Source organism: gamma proteobacterium symbiont of Axiagastus rosmarus, assembly GCF_059730925.1.
The window spans coordinates 1,158,754-1,179,567 of record NZ_AP035925.1 but is presented as its reverse complement, the minus strand read 5'-3'; the positions used below and the strand labels follow the sequence as shown (position 1 = coordinate 1,179,567).

The following is a 20,814-nucleotide window of genomic DNA, read 5'->3' as shown; positions in this document are numbered from 1 at the left end:
CGCGCTGCGCGTTATTGCGCACCCAGCGTCAGACGGGCAACCTGGTTATTACGGATAAAACGACTTAAATCAACGGGCTGATTCTGATATTGCACGTCAACCGCACCCGGAGCGCCAATTTTCAGACGATACGGAGCGGTGCCGGACAGGCTGAGTTTACCGCCGCTACGTTGCAATCCGCTGAACAGCTTCTTACCGGTCGCATCGGTGACTTCCAGCCAGCAGTCAGCTTTGAAGTTCATCACCACGGCGTTAGGATCGCCCGCGGGCTGGCTGACGGCCGCGGTACCGGTTGGCATTGAACCTGCCGGCACGCTGTTGGCCGGAGCCGGTGAGGTGGCCGCTGGCGGTGCGTTATCAATCGGCGCCTGGCTCGGTGACACCACTGCGTTGTCGCTGCTGGTTGCCGTGTTGCTGCTGGTCGCTGCTGGCGCAGAGTTAGTGCTGCCCGCGTTGTCTGGCGTGCTGACCGCACCGGCACCGGTGTCAATCGGCGTACCGGCCGCGTTAGTGTCGCTGTCGGTAGTGCTGTCCGTGCTGTTGTCACCCAGCGGAATCGACTGGCTGTTGTCGCTGCTGCTGCCGTTCTGGTCAGCCATCGACACCAGATCCGCCTGCGAGGCTTTATGGTTCTGCCACCACCAGGCGCCGGTCAGGCCGACCACCACGAAAATCACCAGCCAGGTGAAGATCATCAACCAGCCGTCACGCTTTTTACGACGCTTACCCAGTGAGAAGCTCTGCATAGGCTCAATTTTCGCCGCACGCACCGGAGCCTGCTTTGCCATCATCGGCAGCAGGTCATCTTCAGGTACATGCACCAGACGCGCATAAGAGCGAATGTAGCCGCGCAGGAAGGTCGAGGCCAAATCCGCCGGGGATTTATCCTCTTCAATATCACGCACGGTAGAAAGTTTCAGGCACAGGCGCTCAGCGACGTTTTGCTGGGTCAGCCCCATCTGCTCACGGGCCAGACGCAGGCGTTCACCTGTGGAATGTACTGCAGAATTCTCTTGAGTGGCTTCAGTATTCATTAGCTAAATAACGCTGGTACTGTATCGATTGTGGAAAACTTCGCGCCAACCGGTCGCCATAACGTGTAACGTCAGCAGCGTTTCCCTGTTGCGCGGCGAAACGTATCTGTAACCCCAGACTCTCTGCCGTTGCCGGCAAATGCTGATGGTAAACTTCTAAAAGCAGCGGCACTGAAGCCCACTGCTGCTGTTCAAGCCGTCGTTCCACTTCCGTCAGCAGCATACTGCCCTGCTCCGGTGCGGCATCCAGCGCGAGATCGAACTGCTGGCGCGCGGCGCGATCCTCTCCCGCCTGCAGGTAACAATAGCCCGAAAACAGCAGGGCATCCTGAGCGGCGTCGCTGTGCTGCGCTTCAGTTGCCAGCTTAAACTGTTGATGCGCTTCGTCATACTGCCTCAAACCGCAGAGAAACGCACCGTAATTGTTAGCCACATAACCATTCAGCGGCGCTAACTGCTGCGCGCGCTGGTAGTAATGGCGCGTCCGGGCGTTATTCTGCTGTGCCTGCGCGACGCGCGCAAGCGCCAGCGGCACCCGGTAATCGCGCGGCGCGGCCTGCTGCGCGCGCAGCAAATTGCGCTGCGCCGCGGCATAATCCTTCACCGCCAGATAGTGCAACCCCAGCTGCAGCCGGATATCAGCCGCGCCGTGCCGCGCCGGTGCTTCGACACACCCGGTTACAACAAAGCCGGCCAGCAGCGCGGCGGGTAATCCTTTACGCATCTCAGTCTCTCCCTGTCAGTTCAGCGCAGAGACTGCCACGCCTGACGCCCGATGCGTAGCAGCGGGCGCGATCTTTCAGAGCGCCTTCACAGAGATGGCTTCACCGGCCATTTTTTTACGCAGCGTACGCTTGGTGCGGTCGATAACATCGCCGGCCAGCTGACCACAGGCGGCATCAATGTCGTCGCCGCGCGTTTTACGCACGATGGTGGTGAAACCGTACTCCATCAGTACTTTGGAGAAGCGGTCAATACGGCTGTTCGAGCTGCGGCCATACGGCGCGCCCGGGAAGGGGTTCCACGGAATCAGGTTGATCTTGCACGGCGTCTCTTTCAGCAGCGCCGCCAGCTCATGCGCATGTTCGGTGCTGTCGTTGACGTGATCCAGCATCACGTACTCAATCGTCACGCGGCCCTGATTGGCGTTGGATTTGCCAATGTAGCGCTTCACCGCCGCCAGGAAGGCTTCGATGTTGTACTTTTTGTTGATTGGCACGATGTCATCGCGGATGGTGTCGTTCGGCGCGTGCAGCGAAATCGCCAGCGCCACGTCGATCATATCGCCGAGCTTGTCCAGCGCCGGCACTACGCCCGAGGTCGACAGCGTCACGCGACGTTTGGAGAGGCCGAAACCGAAGTCATCCAGCATGATCTCCATCGCCGGCACCACGTTGGTGAGGTTAAGCAGCGGCTCGCCCATGCCCATCATGACCACGTTGGTGATCGGACGCTGGCCGGTCACTTTAGCGGCACCGATAATTTTTGCCGCACGCCATACCTGACCGATGATTTCAGACACGCGCAGGTTACGGTTAAAGCCCTGCTGCGCGGTCGAACAGAATTTACACTCCAGCGCACAGCCTACCTGCGAGGAGACGCACAGCGTGGCGCGGTCGGCTTCCGGGATATACACGGTTTCCACCAGCTGATCGCCGACGCGAATCGCCCACTTGATGGTGCCATCGCTGGAGCGCATCTCTTCCGCCACTTCCGGCGCACGAATTTCAGCGCGCTGCATCAGCTTGCCACGCAGCACTTTATTGATGTCTGTCATCTGCTCGAAATCATCGCAGCAGTAGTGGTACATCCACTTCATGACCTGATCGGCACGGAACGGTTTTTCGCCCATCTCAACAAAGAATTCGCGCATCTGCTGACGGTTAAGATCCAGCAGGTTAATTTTTTCGTTTTTCGGGGAAACAACCACGGGGGAAGCGGACGACGGCGTCACAATCTGTTCGGACATAATGTTCTCTGGCCTCGTTGTTACACGTTACGGCTCTGGTTAAGAATAGGAAAAAAACAGCGCCCTCGCTGAGCCGGGCTCAACAAGGGCGCATAATTGTACTACATCTGCTGCGTGATGCCAGGGGAACGTCTTAGCCACCGGTTACAAGGTGTAAAGACGCCTGTCCGCATCCGCTACCGCGCACTTAGCGGGTACGTGGGCAGACTTCGTTTTCTGCGAAGAAGTAAGCGATTTCGCGTGCCGCAGATTCTGCAGAGTCAGAACCGTGGGTGGCGTTTTCGGTGAAGCTGTCTGCGTAGTCAGCACGCAGCGTACCGGCCAGCGCGTTGTCCGGGTTAGTTGCACCCATCAGATCGCGGTGACGCTGGATAGCGTTTTCGCCTTCCAGAACAGATACCACAACCGGGCCAGAAGTCATGAACTCAACCAGACCATCAAAGAACGGACGGCCTTTGTGCTCCGCGTAGAAGCCTTCAGCCTGCTCTTTGGTCAGGTGCAGCATTTTCGCACCAACGATTTTGAAGCCAGCGCTTTCGAAACGGTTGTAGATAGCACCAATCACGTTCTTAGCGACGGCGTTTGGTTTGATGATGGAGAAAGTGCGTTCGATTGCCATGATTACCTCTGATTAGCATCCTGAAGAAACCGGGAACCCGCTCCCGGTAAGAAAACGCGCCGATTATAGGGAGATCGGCGCGCCTTGCCTATGAGTGAAGAGAGGAATTATTGAAAATAATTGATTTCTGTCGGGGCAAACACGCAAAAAATATGCCATAGCGCTGCGTTTAGCCGCGCGTGAAAGACACCGAAGCCAGCTGCCCGGCCTCATCCATCACCACCAGCTGATAACGACCGGGCTCGCGCAGCACCAGCGAGGCGCTGCTTTTTCCCGCCGCCAGCTCCACCGGCTGCCCGTTTAAAAACCACCAGCGCTGCGTACCCTGCCCGCCCTGCACCGCCACCGGCAGCAGCAAGACGGCCTTACCGGGCAGCGGCTGCACGCGCTGGTCATTGATCACGCCGGTCACCAGCAGCGGCGCGCTGTCCCCCTGATTCAGCGGCGGGCAGGTCGCATCCACTGGCGGCAGGCGCTGCGCCCGCCGTTCGCCCGGTGGCAGCCACGGCTCAAGCGGCAGCGGCCACATCACGCGTTCCCGGCTTTGCGCATCCGGACAATCCGCCGCCACGCGCAGCCCTTTGCTGTTTTGCCAGAAGCGCTGGCGTAAGCCATTGACGCCTTCCTGACCCGGCGCCAGCAGCGTTGGCGGCACGGTCTGATTCAGCACCCAGCTGTAACGCCGCTGCCGGCAGTTCTCGTCGCCGGCGGGCAACGGCTGGCCGCCGGGCCAGCAGATACTGACGGCGCTGACCGTCGCCGGGCGCGCATCGCCGGGTACGCCGCGCGCCGGCAGGTGTCCCGCCAGCAGGTGATTAACCTGCTGCATCACCGGCACCGCCGACGCGTAACCGAACTGGCCGGCAACCGGCGTGGCATCCGGCCTGCCCACCCAGACGCCAATCAGATAGCGCGGCGTGATACCGACGCTCCAGGCGTCGCGATAGCCGTAGCTGGTGCCGGTTTTCCACGCCAGCGGCACGATATCGGCGACCGCCCCGCTGGCGGCAGGCTGCGCCTCACCGGCGAGGATGCGGCGTACAATCCACGCCGCGCCGGGCGACAGTAACGGACGCTGCAGCAGCGGCTGCTGCGGCAGCCAGCGCAGCTGCGCAGCATTACCGTGGCGGGCAAAGGCGCTGTAGGCGGCGACAATGTCGTCCAGCCGCGCGCCGGTGCCGCCCAGCACCAGCGACAGATTCGGTTCACCGCCCGCCGGAAAGCGCAGATTCAGGCCGACGTTGCGCAGCCGCGCGGCGACGTTTTTCGGTCCAAGCGCCTCCAGCAGCTGCACCGCCGGCAGATTGAGCGAACGCTGCAGCGCTTCGCTGGCGCTGACCGGGCCGTGAAAGCCGCTGTCGAAATTGCCGGGACGATAGTCGCCAAAGCGGCGTGGCACATCCTGCAGCAGCGATTCGCCATGAATCAGGCCATCATCCAGCGCCATGCCGTAGACAAACGGCTTGAGCAGCGATCCCGGCGAACGAACGCTGGCAATCATATCCACATGGCCAAAGCGGCTATCGTCATTGAAAGACACCGAGCCGACGTAGCCGCGCACCTTCATGGTGCTGTGGTCGACAACCAGCAGTGCCAGCGAGGTGCGCGGCGGCAGCCGGGTTTGCAGCGACGCAGCGAGGTTCTCCAGCTCACGCTGCAGCGACACATCCAGCGTGGAGGTAATTTTGCTGTCGGGCGACAGCGACAGCAGCCGGCGCGCCAGCAGCGGTGCCAGCTGCGGCAGCTGGCGCGGCGGCAGCCATACCGGCTCCTGTTTGATTTCGGCGACGGTATGCGCCGGCCACACCTGATACTGCGCCAGGCGATCCAGCACTTTATTGCGGGCAGCTTCAGCGCGCTGCGGCCAGCGGTCCGGGCGCAAACGGCTGGGTGCCTGCGGCAGCACCGCCAGCAGCGCCGCCTCGCCGCGGGTAAGCTGCGACGCCGGTTTGCCCAGCCACATCCAGCTGGCAGCGCCGACGCCCTCAACCGTGCCACCAAACGGGGCGCGGTTGAGATACAGCGTGAGGATCTCGCGCTTTGACAGATGCCACTCCAGCTGCAGCGCACGCCACGCCTGCACCACTTTGCCACGCAGGGTACGCGGCTGCGGATCAATCAGCCGCGCCACCTGCATAGTCAGCGTGCTGCCGCCGGAGACAATGTCGTGCTGCAGCAGGTTTTGCCCGACGGCGCGCACTATCGCCAGCGGGTTAATGCCAGGATGGTGCCAGAACCAGCGGTCTTCGTAGGTCAGCAGCGCCTCAATATAAGCCGGTGACACCTCGTCCAGCGTCACCGGATAGCGCCACACACCCTGTCGATCGGCAAAGCGCCACAGCGGCGTGCCATCTTCCGCTACCACCACCCGCGCCGGCTGTAACTGGCGCAGCGGCAGCGGATCGAGCCGGTCCAGCAGCCATACTGCACCCACCAGCAGCAGTAACAGCAGCGCCAGCCCGCACAGGCGTGGGTGGCGCTGCGTCACGGGCGCTTAACGCACATGAAGTTTTTCCGGCGTGGTGCCGATGGCGCGCCACGCGGGCACATACATCGACTCCACCTGCGGTGGCGGCAGACGATAACTGCCCGGCGTCACCGCGCGCGCCAGATACAGCAGCGTGCCGGGCGTGTAGCCATCCAGCGCCAGCGCGGCGACAAAGCGGTCGTCGCGGAACTCAAGATGTTTAATGTTGGCCTGCTGCATGTCCATCATGCTCTCTTTCAGCGCATCGGCACTGTCGCCCAGGCTGGCGCTGCTGTCGCTCAGGTTTTGATTTTCCAGCTCCAGTCCGGCCGGCAGCAGATCCACCACCAGCGCATCGCTGACGCGCTGACTGGCGCCCACCTTCAGCCGCACCACCAGCAGCTCGCCGCTCTTAAGGTTATTGAGATCGGCCGGTTTGCCGTCCAGCGTGAAGTATTCGCGACTGATGCTGAGCACGTTGCTGACCGGTGACGGCGCAGTGCGCGGATAGCCGACCACATTGAGCGTGCCGTACAGCGGCGACGGCGTGTCGCTGGTCAGCGTCAGGCCCTGCTGCAACTGCGGCGCGCTCAGCCCGAGACTCAGCGGCCGATCGCTGCGCAGCGGCTGGTCCTGCAGCGTGGCCCGCCAGGCTTCACCCGGATGCTGCTGCAGCGTCCGCGCGGCGAGGAACAGCGCATTGTTCTCCTGCGTAGAGAACCAGCGCTGCCCGTGCAGCGTTTGCGCCAGTCCAATCAGCAACGGCCCCTGCTGCGCCGGCAGCAGCTGATTTTCCGTCAGCAGCGCCAGCGTCAGCGCGCGGTCACGCAGCGGGCTGCCGTAATCGCCCAGCCACATGTCAGGCTGGCGTTGCAGCGCGATGCCCTGCATCAGCGCCAGCTGCGCGCGCTGCGTATCTCCCATCTGCTGCAACGCCACACCAAGCTGCACCAGCGCCAGTCCGGACTTCGCCTGGGCGCGTTGGTCATACAGCGCCCGCAGCGCGCCGAGCGGCGCCTGCTGCTGACGCGCCAGCACCAGCCCCGCGTAGGCCTGCACGCTAAAACGCAGCGCATCGGCATCGCTACTCCAGCTGGTTTCGATTTGCGCCGGATCCTGCAAATAACGCAGCAGGCGCTGGTCGGCGCGATTAATCACGCCCTCCGGCACGCTGTAACCCGCTTCGCTGGCGCGCAGCAGGAAGTCAGTGACGTAAGCGGTGAGCCAGAACTCCTCGCTGCTCTCTTTGCTCCACAGGCCAAAGCTGCCGTTACCGCGCTGCATGCCGGCCAGGCGCGCAATGCCGGTGTCAATTGCCGCGCGGCGCGCCTCATCACTGCTGGTTTTGATGCCCATCGCGCTGAGCTGGGCGTGATTGGTGAAGAGTGAAGGCCAGATACCGCTGGCGGTCTGCTCCAGACAGCCATAGGGATAAGCGTAAAGCTGGCTGATGTAGCTGGCGATATTCAGCGGCGGCTGAGAACTTAGCGACAGCTGGCCGCTCAGCGTGCTGGCCTGCAGGCCGTTGAACGCGCTTGCCATCACCTGCCAGCGCTGTCCGCTGTTCATTACGTTATCGAAACTCAGGGTTTGCGCCGGATAAGCCGGACGCACGCCAATCTTCCAGCGGCGCACGCTCGGTGCCAGCGTCTCATTCGGCAGGCTCAGCCCCGAAACGGTCACCTGCACGTCGCCCTCACCAAAACCGTCCTGCGCTTTAACCGGAATCGCCAGCGTGGTTCGCGCCCCCTTCGCCAGCTGCACCCTGGCCGGGATTTGGCCGTTGAGTGCAATCAAGCCACTTGCGTTGACCGCGACGTTCAACGTTTGAGGTTGATCGGTGAGGTTGGTCAAATCCAGCGCCAGTGTTGATTGATCGCCGCTGGCAAGAAAGCGCGGCGTCGCCAGTTCGCTTACCAGCGGTGCGGCGACCACCATTTTACGATCCGCCGCGCCGAAACTGTCTTCGCTCCACACCTGCGCCATCAGCCGCAGCTCGCCGTTGAAGGCCGGTACCGGCAGTTCCAGCGTGCCCTCGCCGCTGGCATCCAGCGTCACCGGTTGCAGCTGCTGCGCCACAATCTGCGCCTCGGTGACCGGCTTTTTACCGCCGCGCGACAGCGCATCGGCATCATCCCCGTCACCGCCAAAACGCAGCGCCGCCAGTTTGCCACCGCCCTCAATCAACTGTCCGAATACGTCATATTGATCGGCGTTGTAGCGCTTGCGGCCAAAGAAGCCGTTCCACGGATCGGGGGTGGCATAGTCGGTAATGCTCAGCACGCCGCTGTCCACCGCCGACAGCAACACCTGTACCTGCTGCGGCAGCGCACCGCCCTCGCGGCGGGCTTTAACCTTCACTTGCACAGTTTGTTCCGGCCGAATCCTGTCCGGTGCCTCAAGCGCCAGCGTCAGGCGGCGCGCGGCGGTTGCCATCGGCAGATGCAACAAGCCGACCGCGCGTTTTGGCGTAGTGCCGTTCGCTTTGTCGCCGTCGCGCACCACAATCGCGCTAAGATACAGATCGTGGCGTTTCCACTCCGCACTGACTGGCACATTAATGGTAGCGCCGCCCGCTGGCACATCCAGCGGTTGCCACCACAAGGTGCCGCTGCTCGACTCCACCAGCAAATAGCCTTTGCCAGCCGCCGGGGATTCCACCGTGACACGCGCGGTGTCGCCGGGTTGATAGGCGGCTTTGTCGATCTTCAGTTTGACCTGATCCGGACGCAGCGCGCCGGTGCCGTTGGTGTTGTCCTGCCACCAGTAACCTGCCTGGAAACGCACGCTGCTGACGATGTTGTCACCGGCATGCACTTCAAGACGATAGGTGCCCCACTCTACCGGGAAACTGACTTTCTGGCTGCCGCCCGCCGCAATGCTGATGCGCTGCTGCTCTTCCTGCAGATCTTTTTCATCGTAACGTGACTGCCAGCCTTCGCTGTCGGAGAAGCTCCAGAAGTAGTCGCGACGTTCGTGGATCAAACGCACATCAAGATCCTGCGCCGCCAGCTTTTCGCCCTGCGCATTGGCGTACACCACGTCAAATTCGGCGAGGCTGTTTTCCGGCACGGTTGGCTCATCGTTATAACGATCGGTGCGATAGTCGTACACCGATTCGCTGTTAAACAACGGACGAATGCCCGGCAGCGCGGCCGCAGGCCAGATCGCTTGCGTGGCGCGCCGCGTTACCGGACGACCGCCGGTCTCCAGCAGGCTGGCCTGCAAAATCAGGTTGAGCGGAGAGTGGCTCTCCGCCCAGCTGCTTTCGACCTTAAGCTGCAACCTGCCGCTGTCGTCCAGCTTTTCATCCACATCATCAAGGCTTCGTTTCAGTTCTTCAGTGATGTCGCCAAATTGGTAACCTGGCAACGCAGCGACCGCTTCACGCGCCGGACGCAGGAACAGCTGGCCTTGAAGTTCGTTGCCTGCCGCTGGCGCACCATACAAATAGCGACCTTCGATATCAAAGGTGACGTCGGCATCTGGCGACAGTGGCTGAGTGTTGCTTTTAAGCGACAGCGCCATCCGTTCGGGCAGGAAATCTTCTACATTGAACGGCCAGCTGCGCGGCTGGTTGTCGCCGCTGTTAATACGCAGCGTCCATTTACCGGTCATCGCCGAGGCCGGTAAGGCAAAACGTTGTTGATAAACGCCGTTCTCTGGTTGCCAGACGAAGGTTTGTGCCACTTCACCATTCGGCTGCACCACTTCAGCTTTCACCGGCTGCGGCGGCAGTGGTTTGCCATCGGCATCGCGCAGCAGCGCATTAACGATGACCGTTTCGCCGGGGCGATAGAGATCGCGCGGGCTAAAAATGAAGAACTGTTTGTCGTAGCCTTGCGGGCCATCAATCGGGAATTCGGCCAGATCCAGCGCCGGGCGATTAAGGTCGATGAGCGAAGTCTGGCCTTTACTGGTCGCCAGCAGCAGCTTGCCTTTGGCGTTAGCCGCTAAACGCAAATGACCCTCGCTGTCGCTGCTGCCAGTCGCCAGCTGTTGGCCTTTCTCATCCAGTAGCTGAATGGTGACATCTTCTAACGGCGCACCGCTGGCAAGACTTTGGCTAAAGAGTTCGAGCTGGCCCGGGAAGCGATGCAGCGACAAACCAATGTCACTTAACGTGAACAGTGTCGCCGGTTGCGTGTAGTTGTAGGTGCCGGCCTGTTTCATCACCGCCAGATAGACACCCGGCTGTTTCAGCGCCGCGACGTCGCCGAGCGGCAGCTGCATTTTTTCCCGCGTATTGCGTGCCGGGTTGAGATCGAAGCGGCCGCTGTAAACCAGATCGGCGTTTTTCAGCAGATCGCGCGATTCCCAGTACGACAAATTGTTGCCGTAATTCCACTGGGCGAGAAAATCTGCCAGTGAGGCATTTTTCACCCGGAAGAAATCAACATCGATCTGGTTAACGTTGAGCGCCAGCACCGGCAGTCCCTGCGCCAGGCGCAGCGGCAGCAGCGAGCCACGACTGGCGAAACCGACCATCGGCTGGATGTCGCGCGTGGTGAGTGTCTGGCTGAATGGGCTGGCTAAGGCACTGCCATCCGCGGCCTTCAGGCCGGCATTGACGGTGACGGTGAGCTTGCGCGCCGGCTGCGGATGACGGAAGCGCAGCACTTTGCCGTTCTGCGCCAGCTCCCAGCCTCCGTCGACCTTGCCGCTGCTGTCATCGGTGAGGCTGATCCAGTGGTTGAAATCCTGCTGACCGTCGAGCGCGCGGTTGAAGGTCAGTACCAGCGCCGCCGCGCCGTCCAGCTGCAGCTCGGAAAGGTCGATCACCGCGAGAGCGCGTGTCGCGGCCTGCGGCGCAGGCGTATCAGCCGCCTGCAGCGACGGCTGCGCGCCGCCCAGTAATGCGCCGCCGATCAGCACGCTGAACAGCAGTCGTTTTACACATCTTGCCATGGTAATTCCCTCACCAGCCCCAAAAGGTTAAACGTGTTGTGCTGCGCAATTTCACATCAAGCCGCCAACTTTAGCAATGTTACCCTTGAGATAGCCTTCACATTCCCGGACACTGGGCCTTTGCCGCTGATGGAGAAGAGGTTGCTATGACAGCCATGTTTGTGTCCGCTGATTGGTTGAATGAACATTACCACGAAGAGCGTTTGCAGGTGCTGGATGCCCGCATGCTGCCGCCAGGTCAGGAAGCGGTGCGCGATATCACGGCGGAGTATCTGGCCGGGCATCTGCCAGATGCGCCTTTTTTCAACATCGAAGCGCTGTCCGATCACACCAGTCCGTATCCGCATATGATGCCGCGCGCAGAGACCTTTGCCGTGGCGATGCGCGAGCTGGGCATCAGCCAGGATAAGCATCTGGTGGTGTACGACGAAGGTAATCTGTTCTCCGCGCCGCGCGCCTGGTGGATGCTGCGTGCCTTTGGCTGTGAACAGGTGTCGATTCTGGCGGGCGGCCTGCAGGGCTGGAAAGCCGCTGGCTTCAGCCTGGCTACCGGTCCGGTAAATCTGCCTGAAGGCGAGTTCGACGCGCAGTATGACAGCAGCCAGGTAAAGCGCCTGACCGATGTCCTGCTGATCAGCCACGAGGGCGGCGCGCAGATTGTCGATGCGCGCGCGGCCAACCGTTTCAATGCCGAAGTGGATGAGCCGCGTCCCGGCCTGCTGCGCGGCCATATCCCGCACAGTCTGAATATGCCGTGGAACAATCTGGTGGCCAACGGTGAGCTGAAACCGGCCGCCGAGCTGCGCGATCTGTTTGCAAAGGCAGGCATTAAGCTGGATCAGCCGATTGTCGCCAGCTGCGGCTCCGGCGTGACGGCGGTGGTGGTGATTCTGGCGCTGACCGCGCTGGGCGTGCGTGACGTGACGCTGTACGACGGTTCGTGGGGAGAATGGGGCAGCCGCGACGATTTACCGATTGAGAAATAAGTGTATCCGGTCGCCGTGAACGGCGACCCTACACGTAGGGTGCGCATTTATGCGCACCTGGGTGAAATCGGTGCGATTTTGATGACGCATTTATGCGCACCTGGGTGAATCGGTGCAATGTTGATGACGCATTAATGCGCACCTGGGTGAAATCGGTACAATGTTGATGACGCATTTATGCGCACCTGGGTGAAATCGGTGCGATTTACCGGCGCACTGATGCGCACCGGCACTAAATAATCCGCTGGCTGCCTTTGAAATCGCGCAGGAAACTGCCCCAGCGGCGCTCATAAAACGGCGTAATGTGCGCGGTGAAGAAATGACTGACACCCTGCTCATTACTGACCACTTCACAGATATCAATTGGCGCGTCATCGGGCAGCGTATCAGTCGCCACGCTGCCGGCCGCCTGAATAATCGCATCAATATCGCTGTCGGCTTCAATCCCAATCAACAGATTCGCCTGTTCATCGGCACGCTCACGAATGCTGGCAACGTAGGCGCGACGCACCTGTTTGTATTTCGCAAACAGCTGGGTCAGCGAATCGATCATCTGCGCTGGCGGCTCGGCCACTTCGGACAGCAGCAATGCATGACCGCCCTCCAGCACCGTTTGCTGGCTCAGCGCACTGCCCTCTTCGCCCAGCAGATGCGCGATCTCGCCGGGTGAAAACTCTTTGCCGGTCGGCAGTTTCGGATTGAGGAACAGCGTTTCGCCCAGCGTCATTTCAAACAGCGTGCGCGTCGGTAAACGCAGGTACGGCTGCTCACCCTGGATGGCTTCGCTCATCGCTGCTTCTGAGGTAAAGAAAGGGATCACGCTGCCGCCGCCCTCTTTCTCCCAGTGCTGTAATTCTACCGGCGAGGTGGCATCAAACTGCTCCGCGGGACTTTCGCCCGGCACCCAGACATCGGCCTCCAGCAATAGCTGAAAAAATTCCGGACGGTGCGCAGGCTCGGTGGCCGCCAGCTTCAGCACCTCTTCAAGACGGTTACTCATAAGGGATAGGCTTCCAAAAAAGACGGCAGGTTGCAGCCTGCCGTTGTCGGGATTATTTCAGTAACAGATTGGCAATGGTACGCACGCCAAGGCCTGTCGCACCGGCAGACCACTGATCCACCGCGCTTTTGCGATAGGTCGCGGAGCAGTCAATGTGCAGCCAGCCCTGCTGATAGTTGCTGACAAACCACGAGAGAAACGCTGCCGCGCTGCTGGCGCCCGCTGCATGTGCCGCGCTGGCGATGTTATTCAGATCGGCAAAGTTTGACGGCAGATGGTTGCGGTGGAATTCGGCCAGCGGCAGACGCCAGAAGGCTTCATTCTCGCTGGTGGCGCTGCCCAGCAGCGACTCCGCCAGCACGTCGTCAAAGGTAAACAGCGCATGGTAATCGTTGCCCAGCGCGGTCTTCGCGGCACCGGTCAGCGTGGCCGCATCAATCAGCAGCTGCGGACGCTGTTCGCTGGCGTCGATCAGTCCATCGGCCAGTACCAGACGCCCTTCGGCGTCGGTGTTCATCACTTCAACGGATTTCCCGTTGCGATAGCGGATGATGTCGCCAAGGCGGAACGCGTTGCCGCTTACCATGTTATCGGCGCAGCACAGGAACAGCTTCACGCGCTTATCCAGGCCGCGCGCAATCGCCAGCGCCAGCGCACCGGTTACCGTTGCCGCGCCGCCCATATCGGATTTCATCGAATCCATAAACGCGCTCTGCTTCAGGCTGTAACCGCCGGTATCAAAGGTGATGCCTTTGCCCACCAGGCAGGCGTACACCGGTGTGCTGTCGTCGCCGCCGGGGTTGAAGTCCAGCGTCAGCAGCACTGGCGGACGCGTCGAGCCGCGGCCCACGGTATGAATCCCGGCATAGCCCTGCTCACGCAGATCCTCACCTTTGATGATGCGATAGCTCACCGCGTCACCGCCTACTTCGCTGATCAGATCGATGGCGCTGTGCGCCAGCTGCTCCGGACTGAGATCTTCCGCAGGCAGGTTGATGGTGTCGCGCACCCAGTCAACGATCTTCAGGCGCCGATCGAATTCGGCCTGATCGGCCTCACTCAGCGTCGGCCATTCGACCTGACGCTGGCCTTTCGGGCTGCGGAAACCCTGCCAGAACGCCCAGCATTTCTCCAGATCCCAGCCTTCGCCGCTCAGCGCGACGTGGCGGATGCCCTGGCCGTCCAGCTTGCGTCCGGCACGTTGAATGCTCATCAGCGCATCGGCACCGGTCAGGTGAACGGTCATGCCACTTTCATTGCTGCTCAGCAAGGCTTTCTCGCCCCAGCGCGCGTCGGCGGCCTGGGAGCTGAGCGTAATCGTCATGGGTTGTGTTGTCATCGCGTGGCTCCGTTTGCGTTTGTTATCCCTGCGCACTGACCGGCGCAGGGCGAAAATTTAGCGGGAAGTGGCCGGCGTCAGCGCCCGTAAGCGCATTACCGCCTTATGTACCACCCCGATGGCATAATCGATCTCTTCCTGCGTGGTAAAGCGACCCAGCGAAAAGCGCAGCGAGCTGTAAGCCAGCTGCTGATCCACGCCCATGGCGCGCAGAACGTAGGAAGGTTCAAGGCTGGCAGAGGTACAGGCGGATCCCGACGACAGCGCCAGATCTTTCAGCGCCATGATCAGCGATTCGCCATCGACGTGGGCAAAACTGATATTGAGGATATTCGGCGCGCCCTGTTCGAGTGAACCGTTGAGCTGTACGTCGCTTAGCGTGCTGATGCCCTGCCACAGACGATGGCGCAGCGTAGCCAGGCGCGCACTCTCGTCCGCCATCTCTTCGCGCGCGATGCGATAGGCTTCGCCCATGCCGACAATCTGGTGCACCGGCAAGGTCCCCGAACGCATGCCGCGCTCGTGACCGCCGCCATGCATCTGCGCGTCGATCTGCAGTTTTGGTTTACGCCGCACCCACAGCGCGCCGATGCCTTTCGGCCCGTACAGCTTGTGCGCTGAGAACGACATCAAATCCACCGGCAGCGCGCTGACATCGAGCGGCAGTTTGCCCACGCTCTGCGTGGCGTCCACGTGGAACAGGATGTCGCGCGCGTGACACAGCGCACCCAGCGCGGCGATGTCCTGAATCACGCCGGTTTCATTATTGACGTGCATCAGCGACACCAGCACGGTGTCGTCGCGAAGTGCCGCTTCCAGCATCGCAGGCGTGACGATGCCGTCCGCGCCAGGCTGCAGAAAGGTGACCTCAAAGCCTTCGCGCGCCAGCTGAGCACAGCTGTCGAGCACCGCTTTATGTTCGGTCTGACTGGTGATGATGTGTTTACCGCGCGACTGATGCTGCTGCGCCGCGCCTTTGAGCGCCAGGTTATCGGCCTCGGTGGCACCGGAGGTAAACACGATTTCGCGTGGATCGGCGTTGATCAGTTCGGCAACCTGGTTGCGCGCCACGTCAACGGCCTCTTCAGCCTGCCAGCCAAAACGGTGGGAACGGGAAGCGGGGTTACCGAAGGTGCCATCCAAAGTGAGGAACTGCATCATTTTGCTGGCGACACGCGGATCCGCAGGCGTTGTCGCTGCGTAATCCAGGTAGATCGGTAATTTCATTGCGCTAAAACTCCGTATAAAAAATCATACGTCTTTATAGCACGATTCAGCCTCTCCTGGGTTAACAGCAGAGGCTGAACGGGAGAGGATCAGGCGCGCAGATTGACGTTGATGGTTTCCTGCACGCGATGCTGCTGGAAGCGACGGTTATCAACGCTGTTCTGGCGATCGGCCACGTCGAGGATCTCCTGGTTATTCACCAGTTCCGCCAGCGTGATGTTGTTGAGGAAATCGCTGATGCGCTCGCTCAGGTCGCGCCACAGAACGTGGGTCAGGCAGCGCTCGCCGCCCTGGCAACCCTCTTTACCCTGGCATTTGGTGGCGTCAACGGATTCGTCCACCGCGGTAATCACCGCGCCGACCGCAATCGCGCCGGCGTCTTTGCCTAACAGATAACCGCCGCCCGGACCCCGCACGCTGGCCACCAGACCGTGCTTACGCAGACGCGAGAATAACTGCTCCAGATAGGAGAGCGAAATGCCCTGACGCTCTGAAATATCGGCCAGCGGTACCGGGCCCTCGTGCGAGTGCAGGGCAACGTCCAGCATAGCGGTTACGGCATAACGTCCTTTGGATGTCAGTCTCATAGCATACAACCTCGTAAGCGTCCGCCAGCGAGTCGGCGGGTTATCTGAAGAATGGAGGCCAGTCTGACATTCCCGAGTATTTTGGTCAACTATTTAACCGAGTATTTCGCTCAACTATTTAACCTGGTGTTTTACTCAACTATTACCCTTGTCGTTTTTGGGTTTTTCAAACGACGACAGCATGCCGCGCAGAATGTTGAGTTCGTCGCGCTCCGGACGCGCACGGGTATAGAGGCGACGCAGTTTGCTCATCACCTGGCTCGGTGTGCCCTGGCGGATAAAGCCGCTGTTCAGCATCATCTGCTCGATGTGCTGATAGAAGCGCTCCAGATCGTCAACCAGCGGATACGGTGAGGCTTCATACTGCGGCTGCGGACTGGCTTTCTCCTGCGCGTCCAGCCACGCCATGCGCACTTCATAGGCGATAATCTGCACCGCCATCGCCAGGTTGAGCGAGCTGTACTCCGGGTTGGCCTGAATGGCGACATGATAGTGGCACTTCTGCAGCTCTTCGTTGGTCAGGCCCACGCGCTCGCGACCAAACACCAGCGCCACCGGCGCCTGCTGGCCCTCTTCCACGCTTTTGATGCCGCATTCACGCGAGTCAAGCATCGGCCACGGCAGAGAGCGCGAACGGGCGCTGGTGCCCACCACCAGGCTACAGCCGGCAATCGCCTCATCCAGCGTATCGACGATCTTCGCCTCACCGATCACATCGCTGGCACCGGCTGCCAGTGAAATAGCCTGCGAGTCCGGTTTCACCAGCGGATTGACCAGATACAGGTTGCTTAAGCCCATGGTTTTCATGGCGCGGGCAACGGAACCCATGTTGCCGGTGTGCGAGGTTTCTACCAGTACGATTCGGATATTTTGCAGCATAATAGATAGCGATAAGGAAATGATGGCGCGCATCCTAACATAAAAGCAGGACATTTGCTGAACACCCTGATATACTCCGCGCCGTTTTCACCCCGTTCTTTAACATCCAGTGAGAGATACCGATGCATCCGATGCTCAACATCGCCGTGCGCGCAGCGCGCAAGGCCGGAAATTTAATTGCCAAGAATTATGAAACCCCGGACGCCGTCGAGGCCAGCCAGAAAGGCAGCAACGACTTCGTTACCAATGTTGACCGTGACGCAGAACGTCTGATTGTCGAAGTGATTCGCAAATCCTACCCGCAACACACCATCATCACCGAAGAAAGCGGTGAGCTGGCGGGCGACGATCAGGATGTTCAATGGGTAATCGATCCACTGGATGGCACCACCAACTTCATCAAACGTCTGCCCCACTTTGCTGTTTCTATCGCCGTGCGCATCAAAGGTCGCACCGAAGTGGCGGTGGTTTACGATCCAATGCGTAACGAACTGTTTACCGCTGTACGCGGTCAGGGCGCGCAGCTTAACGGCTATCGCCTGCGCGGCAGCACGGCGCGTGACCTCGACGGCACCATTCTGGCTACCGGCTTCCCGTTCAAGCTGAAGCAGCACGCCACGCCGTTCATCAACATCGTGGCAAAACTGTTTACCCAGTGCGCTGATTTCCGCCGTACCGGCTCTGCTGCGCTGGATTTGGCCTATGTGGCCGCAGGTCGCGTTGACGGTTTCTTTGAGATTGGCCTGAAGCCATGGGATTTCGCTGCCGGTGAACTGCTGGTGCGTGAAGCGGGCGGTCTGGTGACCGATTTCACCGGTAACCACGGCTATATGCTGTCTGGCAACCTGGTGGCCGGTAACCCGCGTGTGGTGAAGGCGATGCTGGCCAGCATGCGCGAAGAACTGAGCGAAGCGCTGAAGCGCTAAGCAAAAAAAGGCGGCTAAATCAGCCGCCTTTTTTATTACTGACTTTGTTACCGACGCTCGTGGGTTAACACGGTGCGCGGCTGGGTACGCCGACCGACACCACCGAGGACCGCTGCCAGCACCGCCTCGATCAGCATCATGAAGAAGGCAAACCAGCTGGCTTTCGCCGTTGCCGCCGCGGCTTTCTCTGCGGCTTCACGCGCTTTCTGCTCCGCTTCCTGCTTCAGTTGCTGATATTTCTGCATCGCCTGTTGATAGCTCTGCTCAGTCTGATTAACGATCTGCTCCGCTTCCTGATCGCTTTTTCCGGTCCGCGCTTTAATAATGTTTTTCAGCGCATCACGGTCTGCAGCCTGCAGCGTATCGGCATGACGACTCAGTACACCACGGATCCAATTGGCAATATCATTGTCGGCATTCTGTGGATTCTGTGCCGTCTGTTTCGCCTGGTTTTGCGCATTATTCGCTTCGCTATTTACATCCTGCTGTAAATTTTCCGGCTGCAGTTCCGGTTTGCCGGTTTGACGCAGCGTGGTTTGCAATTCATTTTGCAAATCATCCAGGTTGATATTATTTTCCTGCAGCTTCTCTTTCGCCATATTGGTCACCGATGGCGCTACCGCAGAAATACCGTTCCCCAGGGCATTAAAACCGGAGCCTAAAATATTAAAGGCGCCGCCGATAATACCGCTGGCAAGTGAAATCGCCAGCCACAGCGTAATCAGGGTACTGACACCAAACATCAGCAGACCGTGCAGCGCACCTTCGCGCTGAGCCAGCCGTCCGGCAACGTAGCTACCGACCGCCAGCGCAATCAGCATGCTGGCCCCGGTCCAAATCAGCGCCCCTGTCCCCAGGTGTTCCAGCGGATTTTGTTCCTGCTGGGGATCGATGGTCGTGGCGCCGATCGCGGTTCCCAGCAGCCCCAGTAAAATATGAATGATTAATGCCGCAATCACCCCTGCAAATACGGCACTCCAGGAAATGCGTTTCAACGGTAAACCGCCGTGCGTTTCCACCACCGTTTCCGTGTTGCCATTATTAGTCCAGGTTTCAGGCATATTTATTTCCTCACAAACATTGACGATAAAGAGTAACGCATATAAGAGCACACCCTGTCCTTTTTGATATTATCTAGCGTAGACAGAGAAAACTCTTTTCACCAGATCGTCGGGCAAGAGAAATTAAACTCTGCGTCGCGGGCAAAAAAAAACGCAGCATATTCAGGGAACATGCTGCGCTTATTTTTTAAAGCGTATTAATTAAAAAGGACGCAGACCGCCACCGAAGCCGGGCGTAGCACTGTGCCATAAAATAAAGCCGGCCAGCAGCAACAGCAGGCTGCCAGCCAGCATCACGGCCGGCAACAACCACTGCGCAGTCCCTCTGTTGCTGACCCTGCCGAGGCGCACCGCCAGCACGCGCGAGCGCTGCACCAGCAAACCCAGCAGCGACACGGTGAGCGCGGTGCCCAGCGCCATGGTCAGCGCCGAGGCCACGCCCCAGCCATATACGCCAATCACTTTGGCAAACAACAGCATCATGATGGCACCAGAACAGGGCCGCAGCCCCATCGACAGCACCACCAGCGCCTGGGTTTTGCCGCTCACCGCACCGGCCAGCTGTTGCGCGCTCGGCAGGTGGGCATGACCGCAGCCGCAGTCAGCATGGTGCTGATGATGCGGCCGTACCGCGCGAATCTGTAGCCCGGTCGCCGGACGGAACGCGCGGCGTAACCCCTGCAGCGCGCGCCAGCCCACCCAGACGCCGAGCGCCATCACCAGCAAATAGCTACCTTTCTCCAGCCAGTAACTGGTGAGATGCAGCTGGCGCGACGAGGTTTGCAGCACTACCAGCATCAGCGTCACCAGAGCAATCGCCACCGTGCCCTGCAACAGCGCCGCCAGCAGCGTCAGCTTCATGCTGGTTTTCAGCTGCGCCGGATGGGTAGCGAGAAAGGTGCTGATCACCACTTTGCCGTGGCCCGGCCCCAGCGCATGCAGCACGCCGTAGGCAAGGCTGAACAGCATCAGCGTGACACCGGCCTGCTGCGGCTGCTGCGCCACCTGTTGCAGGAGCTGCGTCATCTCACGGTGCAGAACCTTCTGCCACAGTACGCTTTGCAGCAGAATCTGCGGCCAGTGCAGCCACAGCAGCGCGCCCGCGGTAATCAGCAGCGCAGCCAGCAGCCACAGCGGCCACCAGCGACGGGAAGCGCCAGGCAGTGAAATCAACGACATGTCAGGGTTACCGTCTGGGCAAACTGCTGGCCGAGATCCATATCCTCGGGCGGTGCGTCAGCTTTATCCAGCGACAGCGCGTACTGTTTTAGCGAGTCATCCGGTTTGGGCGTGTGTAAGTCAAACTGGCAATGGGCTTTCACGGTCTCATCCATGGTGATGGCTTGCGGATTGTCATAATACATATCAACAAAGTAACTGGGATCGAAGGTCTGGATGCGGTACTGCCTGGCGCTTAACGACTGCGGTTCACCGAACGGCACAATGAACTCCAGCACCGCTTTATTACCCTTGCGCGACAGCTGATACTCCTGCGGCAGGTTGAGAAATTTCACCCGATTTTTATCCTGCCACACTTCGGTAAAATAGTGCTGGCCCAGCACATTGGCCATTACCTGCGCCGCCAGCTTTTTCCACACCACCTCGCCGGGTTTGGCGTTGCCGGCATCGTACAGCAGATCGGCGGAGGTGATTTCATCCATGGTCCATACCATCTTCATCGCGCTGAGATGATCGTCCTTACCGAGCAGTTCGGTCTGCATATCAATAAAGCTGTGTGGATGCGCCCACACGGCGCCGCTGAACAACAGCGTAAAGCTAACGAGCGCAATTTTCATATGTTATAAAGTAACA

The 20,814-nt window shown here is 60.1% G+C and carries 16 protein-coding genes; 2 read left to right on the top strand and 14 right to left on the bottom strand.

Annotated features, from left to right (window positions below; genetic code table 11):
- Positions 1-11: 11 nt before the first annotated feature.
- From rodZ to AC6I8F_RS05365, 6 genes are all read right to left on the bottom strand, one after another.
- Entirely contained in the window at positions 12-1,034 is a 1,023-nt protein-coding gene (gene rodZ / locus AC6I8F_RS05390) for a cytoskeleton protein RodZ (RefSeq protein ID WP_058758298.1), read from the bottom strand.
- Positions 1,024-1,758 (bottom strand): type IV pilus biogenesis/stability protein PilW, encoded by a 735-nt coding sequence (pilW, locus tag AC6I8F_RS05385; protein ID WP_058770850.1) that lies wholly within the window; start codon positions 1,756-1,758, stop codon positions 1,024-1,026. Before pilW ends, rodZ begins: the two co-directional genes overlap by 11 nt.
- A gap of 75 nt (positions 1,759-1,833) precedes the next feature.
- Complete coding sequence (gene rlmN / locus AC6I8F_RS05380) at positions 1,834-3,003, bottom strand: dual-specificity RNA methyltransferase RlmN (protein ID WP_021506556.1); 1,170 nt, start codon at positions 3,001-3,003, stop codon at positions 1,834-1,836.
- A gap of 187 nt (positions 3,004-3,190) precedes the next feature.
- On the bottom strand, positions 3,191-3,622 hold the full coding sequence (ndk, locus tag AC6I8F_RS05375) for a nucleoside-diphosphate kinase (RefSeq protein WP_021506555.1): 432 nt from the start codon (positions 3,620-3,622) through the stop codon (positions 3,191-3,193).
- A gap of 169 nt (positions 3,623-3,791) precedes the next feature.
- Positions 3,792-6,110, bottom strand: coding sequence for a peptidoglycan glycosyltransferase PbpC (gene pbpC, locus AC6I8F_RS05370; protein ID WP_498028597.1), 2,319 nt, complete (start codon positions 6,108-6,110; stop codon positions 3,792-3,794).
- 6 nt (positions 6,111-6,116) lie between these two features.
- Positions 6,117-10,997 carry an alpha-2-macroglobulin family protein gene (locus AC6I8F_RS05365; protein WP_498028596.1) on the bottom strand — a complete coding sequence of 1,627 codons (4,881 nt, stop codon included), beginning with the start codon at positions 10,995-10,997 and terminating at the stop codon, positions 6,117-6,119.
- A 146-nt stretch (positions 10,998-11,143) separates the two neighbouring features.
- On the opposite strand from AC6I8F_RS05365, the gene sseA reads away from it, so the two are divergent.
- The gene (gene sseA / locus AC6I8F_RS05360; RefSeq protein ID WP_141496580.1) at positions 11,144-11,983 is read left to right on the top strand and encodes a 3-mercaptopyruvate sulfurtransferase; all 840 of its coding nucleotides are present in this window, start codon (positions 11,144-11,146) and stop codon (positions 11,981-11,983) included.
- Positions 11,984-12,215: 232 nt separating this feature from the next.
- Here sseA and sseB read toward each other — a convergent pair whose 3' ends face one another.
- The 5 genes from sseB to trmJ all read right to left on the bottom strand — a co-directional run bounded on the left by sseB (position 12,216) and on the right by trmJ (position 17,015).
- Positions 12,216-12,983 carry an enhanced serine sensitivity protein SseB gene (gene sseB / locus AC6I8F_RS05355; protein WP_498028595.1) on the bottom strand — a complete coding sequence of 256 codons (768 nt, stop codon included), beginning with the start codon at positions 12,981-12,983 and terminating at the stop codon, positions 12,216-12,218.
- Between the two features lie 52 nt (positions 12,984-13,035).
- Positions 13,036-14,322 carry an aminopeptidase PepB gene (pepB, locus tag AC6I8F_RS05350; RefSeq protein ID WP_058758293.1) on the bottom strand — a complete coding sequence of 429 codons (1,287 nt, stop codon included), beginning with the start codon at positions 14,320-14,322 and terminating at the stop codon, positions 13,036-13,038.
- A gap of 57 nt (positions 14,323-14,379) precedes the next feature.
- Complete coding sequence (locus AC6I8F_RS05345) at positions 14,380-15,549, bottom strand: IscS subfamily cysteine desulfurase (RefSeq protein ID WP_498028594.1); 1,170 nt, start codon at positions 15,547-15,549, stop codon at positions 14,380-14,382.
- A gap of 89 nt (positions 15,550-15,638) precedes the next feature.
- Positions 15,639-16,136, bottom strand: coding sequence for a Fe-S cluster assembly transcriptional regulator IscR (gene iscR, locus AC6I8F_RS05340; protein WP_031279392.1), 498 nt, complete (start codon positions 16,134-16,136; stop codon positions 15,639-15,641).
- 135 nt (positions 16,137-16,271) lie between these two features.
- Positions 16,272-17,015, bottom strand: a complete 744-nt coding sequence (gene trmJ / locus AC6I8F_RS05335; RefSeq protein WP_031279390.1) for a tRNA (cytosine(32)/uridine(32)-2'-O)-methyltransferase TrmJ — start codon at positions 17,013-17,015, stop codon at positions 16,272-16,274.
- A gap of 122 nt (positions 17,016-17,137) precedes the next feature.
- Here trmJ and suhB point away from each other — a divergent pair, with 122 nt between their 5' ends.
- Entirely contained in the window at positions 17,138-17,941 is an 804-nt protein-coding gene (gene suhB / locus AC6I8F_RS05330) for an inositol-1-monophosphatase (protein WP_058758291.1), read from the top strand.
- 47 nt (positions 17,942-17,988) lie between these two features.
- On the opposite strand, the gene AC6I8F_RS05325 is transcribed toward suhB, so the two are convergent.
- The 3 genes from AC6I8F_RS05325 to AC6I8F_RS05315 all read right to left on the bottom strand — a co-directional run bounded on the left by AC6I8F_RS05325 (position 17,989) and on the right by AC6I8F_RS05315 (position 20,798).
- Positions 17,989-19,002, bottom strand: coding sequence for an MFS transporter (locus tag AC6I8F_RS05325; protein WP_021506545.1), 1,014 nt, complete (start codon positions 19,000-19,002; stop codon positions 17,989-17,991).
- Positions 19,003-19,203: 201 nt separating this feature from the next.
- The gene (locus AC6I8F_RS05320) at positions 19,204-20,181 is read right to left on the bottom strand and encodes a nickel/cobalt transporter (RefSeq protein ID WP_058775651.1); all 978 of its coding nucleotides are present in this window, start codon (positions 20,179-20,181) and stop codon (positions 19,204-19,206) included.
- Complete coding sequence (locus AC6I8F_RS05315; RefSeq protein WP_166719564.1) at positions 20,172-20,798, bottom strand: DUF1007 family protein; 627 nt, start codon at positions 20,796-20,798, stop codon at positions 20,172-20,174. The genes AC6I8F_RS05320 and AC6I8F_RS05315 overlap by 10 nt, the downstream gene beginning before the upstream one ends.
- Positions 20,799-20,814 lie beyond the last annotated feature (16 nt).

Excerpts from the sequence above, each read along its gene's own strand:
- AC6I8F_RS05320 (WP_058775651.1), bottom strand. The coding sequence starts at position 20,181 with ATGTCGTTGATTTCACTGCCTGGCGCTTCCCGTCGCTGGTGGCCGCTG.
- suhB (WP_058758291.1), top strand. The coding sequence starts at position 17,138 with ATGCATCCGATGCTCAACATCGCCGTGCGCGCAGCGCGCAAGGCCGGA.
- rlmN (WP_021506556.1), bottom strand. The coding sequence starts at position 3,003 with ATGTCCGAACAGATTGTGACGCCGTCGTCCGCTTCCCCCGTGGTTGTT.
- trmJ (WP_031279390.1), bottom strand. The coding sequence starts at position 17,015 with ATGCTGCAAAATATCCGAATCGTACTGGTAGAAACCTCGCACACCGGC.
- AC6I8F_RS05325 (WP_021506545.1), bottom strand. The coding sequence starts at position 19,002 with ATGCCTGAAACCTGGACTAATAATGGCAACACGGAAACGGTGGTGGAA.
- rodZ (WP_058758298.1), bottom strand. The coding sequence starts at position 1,034 with ATGAATACTGAAGCCACTCAAGAGAATTCTGCAGTACATTCCACAGGT.
- pepB (WP_058758293.1), bottom strand. The coding sequence starts at position 14,322 with ATGACAACACAACCCATGACGATTACGCTCAGCTCCCAGGCCGCCGAC.
- ndk (WP_021506555.1), bottom strand. The coding sequence starts at position 3,622 with ATGGCAATCGAACGCACTTTCTCCATCATCAAACCAAACGCCGTCGCT.
- iscR (WP_031279392.1), bottom strand. The coding sequence starts at position 16,136 with ATGAGACTGACATCCAAAGGACGTTATGCCGTAACCGCTATGCTGGAC.
- pilW (WP_058770850.1), bottom strand. The coding sequence starts at position 1,758 with ATGCGTAAAGGATTACCCGCCGCGCTGCTGGCCGGCTTTGTTGTAACC.
- sseB (WP_498028595.1), bottom strand. The coding sequence starts at position 12,983 with ATGAGTAACCGTCTTGAAGAGGTGCTGAAGCTGGCGGCCACCGAGCCT.
- AC6I8F_RS05315 (WP_166719564.1), bottom strand. The coding sequence starts at position 20,798 with ATGAAAATTGCGCTCGTTAGCTTTACGCTGTTGTTCAGCGGCGCCGTG.
- AC6I8F_RS05345 (WP_498028594.1), bottom strand. The coding sequence starts at position 15,549 with ATGAAATTACCGATCTACCTGGATTACGCAGCGACAACGCCTGCGGAT.
- sseA (WP_141496580.1), top strand. The coding sequence starts at position 11,144 with ATGACAGCCATGTTTGTGTCCGCTGATTGGTTGAATGAACATTACCAC.
- AC6I8F_RS05365 (WP_498028596.1), bottom strand. The coding sequence starts at position 10,997 with ATGGCAAGATGTGTAAAACGACTGCTGTTCAGCGTGCTGATCGGCGGC.